Annotated in this window: 3 protein-coding genes; 2 read left to right on the top strand and 1 reads right to left on the bottom strand. The window is 56.2% G+C overall.

Translation table 11 applies throughout. The features are described 5' to 3' along the window. Positions 1-188: 188 nt before the first annotated feature. Positions 189-1136, top strand: coding sequence for a sensor domain-containing diguanylate cyclase (locus RTY00_RS04940; RefSeq protein WP_312663630.1), 948 nt, complete (start codon positions 189-191; stop codon positions 1134-1136). 90 nt (positions 1137-1226) lie between these two features. Here RTY00_RS04940 and RTY00_RS04935 read toward each other — a convergent pair whose 3' ends face one another. Beyond that, positions 1227-3095: an amidohydrolase gene (locus tag RTY00_RS04935; RefSeq protein WP_409519117.1), complete on the bottom strand. Its 1869-nt coding sequence runs from the start codon at positions 3093-3095 to the stop codon at positions 1227-1229. Between the two features lie 146 nt (positions 3096-3241). On the opposite strand from RTY00_RS04935, the gene RTY00_RS04930 reads away from it, so the two are divergent. Continuing rightward, positions 3242-3698, top strand: a 457-nt coding sequence (locus RTY00_RS04930; protein WP_312663628.1) for a LysR family transcriptional regulator, incomplete at its 3' end; no start/stop codon positions are given.

The raw sequence follows: 3698 nt of genomic DNA, 5'->3' as shown, positions 1-3698 counted from the left end.
GTGAATATCGTGAAATTTATTAAAAGCTGGTACTTAAGTAAGTTTAGTCAGCTGTTTTCACTAGAAACTTTCGACGTAACTCCTGAAGTTTCTCCAATTTACCGCTGCTAATCGGCTTTTCATTTGTTTTATTTACAGAAACTTCCTGGCAGGCAAAATAGCGCTTATTTCCTCTCCTTCAGCCGACCATGTCAGAAGAAGCGCTGCGTCAGCAGATTCAGAACCTGAAAAAGCATAATGCGCGATTAAAGCGTATAGCGCATGACGCGCGTAACAAGCTGAGTGCAGCGCTGGATGGAACCGGTTTATGTTTGTGGCAGCTGGATATTCCCAGCGGCAAACTGGTGATTTTTAACCGCCGCTGGGGCGCGATGCTGGGCTTTCAGCCGAAAGAGACCAAAGCCCAGTTTGATGTGTGGCGCGATCGCCTGCATCCGGATGACGCCGACGAAGTGCTGAAAGCCTTTTACGATCACATCGAAGGGAGCGCGCCTTACTACGAAGCGCTGCACCGCATGCTGGGCAAGAACGACAACATCAAATGGGTGCTGGATCGTGGACGCGTCACCGAATGGGATGAAGCGGGCAATCCGATTAAAGTCACCGGCACGCACATCGATATGACCAAAGAGAAGCAGTATGAAGCGCAGCTCTCATCGCTGGCGCATCACGATCCGCTTACCGGACTGACCAACCGCCATGCGCTGCACACGCAGTTCAGCAAGATGAAAGCGCAGGGACCGCTGTGCGTGGCATTTATCGACCTTGATAACTTCAAACACGTTAACGATACATTGGGGCATCGCAGCGGTGATGAGGTGTTGATTCAGCTGAGTCAGCGCATTACCGACGTGTTGCCACCAAACGTGGTGATTGGCCGTTTGGGCGGTGATGAGTTTGTGCTGCTGATGCCGTTCCTGATCGACTATCCGAAAGTACGCATTTTGCTGCAGGCGGTGCTGGATGCTGCGCTGACGCCGTTTGATATTGATAACGGCCACGCACAGATTGGTGCATCGATTGGTATTGCCCAGGTACAGGAGCGCGACAACTTCGATGAGGCGCTGACGCGGGCGGATGAGGCGATGTATCAGATCAAGAAGAACGGTAAGCAGGGTTTTGGGTTGGCGGGTTGATGTAGGGTCGCCATTCATGGCGACCGTTTCACTTAGCGCACTTTTGGTCGCCATAAATAGCGACCCTACGACAACGGTTTGGCCTCTCACTTAAAACGCAAAACACGAGCAGCCTAATGCACCCCAGAACGCATTATTATCCGACACCGGCACCGATGACTGGCGCGCAACATCGTGCGAGTGGCTGTGCACGCCGCACGGTCCGCTGCACTGGTGCACTTTCGGCATCATCGCGGCGCGGCCATTGGCCTGCGGCGGTGCGCTGCGATAGTGACCTGGCACCGTTACCACCGGCGACCATTCAGGCAGCACCGGCACGGGCGGCGGTGACAGCGGCGTAAATCCGCCTGCGGCATACACCACTTCGCCATTCACCAGCGTCAGCACCGACTCAATCCCTTTGATCTCCTCTTCCGGCACGCTGAAGAAATCTTTCGATAGCAGCACCAGATCCGCCAGCTGCCCGACCTTAATCTCGCCTTTGGTGCTTTGCTCGTTAGAGAACCAGGCGCTGCCTTTGGTCCACAGCATCAGCGCGGTTTCGCGGTCAATACGCGCATTGTCATCGTACAGCTGCATGCCGCCGACGGTGCGTCCGGAGACCAGCCAGTAGAGCGCGGTCCACGGGTTGTAGCTGGCAACGCGGGTGGCATCGGTGCCCAATCCCACCGGCACGCCGGCATCCAGCATGCGCGCTACCGGCGGCGTCTGTTTAGCGGCTTCTTTGCCGTAGCGATCAACAAAGTATTCTCCCTGAAACGCCATACGATGCTGCACCGCCAATCCGCCGCCCAATGCTTTGACCCGTTCGATATTAGCTTCGGTGATGGTTTCTGCGTGGTCGAAGAACCAGTGCAGGCCGTTGAACGGAATGTCGCGATTCACTTTTTCGAACACGTCGAGCATGCGGCTGATCGATTCGTTGTACGTGGCATGCAGGCGGAACGGCCAGCGATGCTCTACCAGATGTCGCACCACGCGCTCCAGCTCATCTTCCATGCCCGGTGCGAGATCGGGGCGCGGTTCGAGGAAGTCTTCAAAGTCTGCCGCCGAGAACACCAACATTTCGCCCGCGCCGTTGTGGCGCAGGAAATCGGTGCCCTGACCGGGTTTCAGCATATCGGTCCATTTCTCGAAATCCTGCAGTTCGTGGCCGGGATTCTGAGTAAACAAGTTGTAGGCGATGCGCACCGTCAGCTGCTTTTTGGCATGCAGTTCGGAAATCACATCGTAATCATCTGGAAAGTTTTGGAAACCGCCGCCCGCGTCGATGGCGCTGGTCAGGCCAAGGCGATTGAGCTCACGCATAAACTGACGCGTGGAGTTAACCTGCTGTTCCAGCGGTAATTTTGGACCTTTCGCCAGCGTGGCGTATAGCAGCATGGCGTTGGGGCGGGCAATCAGCATGCCGGTAGGATTGCCATTGCTGTCGCGCTGGATCTCGCCGCCCGGCGGGTTCGGCGTATCTTTGGTGTAACCGACCACGCGCAGCGCCGCACGGTTGAGCAGGGCGCGATCGTAGAGATGCAGGATAAATACCGGTGTGTCCGGCGCGGCGGCGTTGATCTCATCCAGCGTCGGCATGCGGCGTTCGGCAAACTGGAACTCGCTCCAGCCGCCGACGACGCGCACCCATTGCGGCGACGGCGTACGCAGCGCCTGATCGCGCAGCATGCGCAGCGCATCCACCAGCGACGGTACACCTTCCCAGCGCAACTCAAGGTTGTAATTCAGCCCGCCGCGAATCAGATGCAGGTGCGAATCGTTGAGGCCAGGAATGCCGGTGTGGCCTTTAGCATCAATAATTTGCGTGTCATTGCCAGCGAAGCGCATCACTTCGGCTTCGCTGCCCACGGCAAGGAATTTGCCGTCTTTAATCGCCACGGCGCTTGCCAGCGGATTAGTGCGATCGACGGTGTGGAACTTGCCGTTAGTAAAAATCAGTGAGGCCGTTGTCATCATCATTCTCCAAAAGATTTCGCGTTGCGGGCTGAGTCAGTGTTAAAGCGCTTGCTTCGTTGGTTAAAAAAATACGAAATGAGAGCGTTTATTGATAACGGATTGTTTTGGGGTTGTTGTTCAACAATTTTTGGGGAGGATTGGCCATGCGTTTAAACCTTGAGGCGCTGTTGATTTTGGACGCACTGGATCGCCACGGCACCTTTGCTGCCGCTGCGGCGCGCCTGTTCAAAACCTCGTCTGCATTGAGCTACACCGTGCAGAAAATGGAGAGCGATCTCAAAATCACGCTGCTCGATCGTTCCGGCCATCGCGCCACCTTTACGCCCACCGGCCGCCTGATGCTGGAGAAAGGGCGCACGCTGCTGCGTGCGGTGAATGAGCTGGAACAGCAGGCGCGCTACGTGGAGAGCGGTTGGGAGAGCCAGCTGGTAATAAGCGTAGATGCATCGGTGCCGTTTAGCATTTTGACGCCGCTGATCGATGAGTTTTATCAGGAGCATCCGCACACCCAGCTGCAGTTCCGCCAGGATGTCCTTTCCGGCTGCTGGGAAGCGCTCAACTACGGCGAAGCGGACATTGTCTTTGGCGCGGTGCAGGAAA

This window comes from Pantoea sp. CTOTU49201 (assembly GCF_032054795.1).
In the GTDB taxonomy this organism is placed as follows: Bacteria; Pseudomonadota; Gammaproteobacteria; order Enterobacterales; family Enterobacteriaceae; genus Pantoea; species Pantoea symbiotica.
This window is presented reverse-complemented; position numbering and strand designations above follow the sequence as displayed.

Excerpts from the sequence above, each read along its gene's own strand:
- RTY00_RS04935 (WP_409519117.1), bottom strand. The coding sequence starts at position 3,095 with ATGACAACGGCCTCACTGATTTTTACTAACGGCAAGTTCCACACCGTC.
- RTY00_RS04940 (WP_312663630.1), top strand. The coding sequence starts at position 189 with ATGTCAGAAGAAGCGCTGCGTCAGCAGATTCAGAACCTGAAAAAGCAT.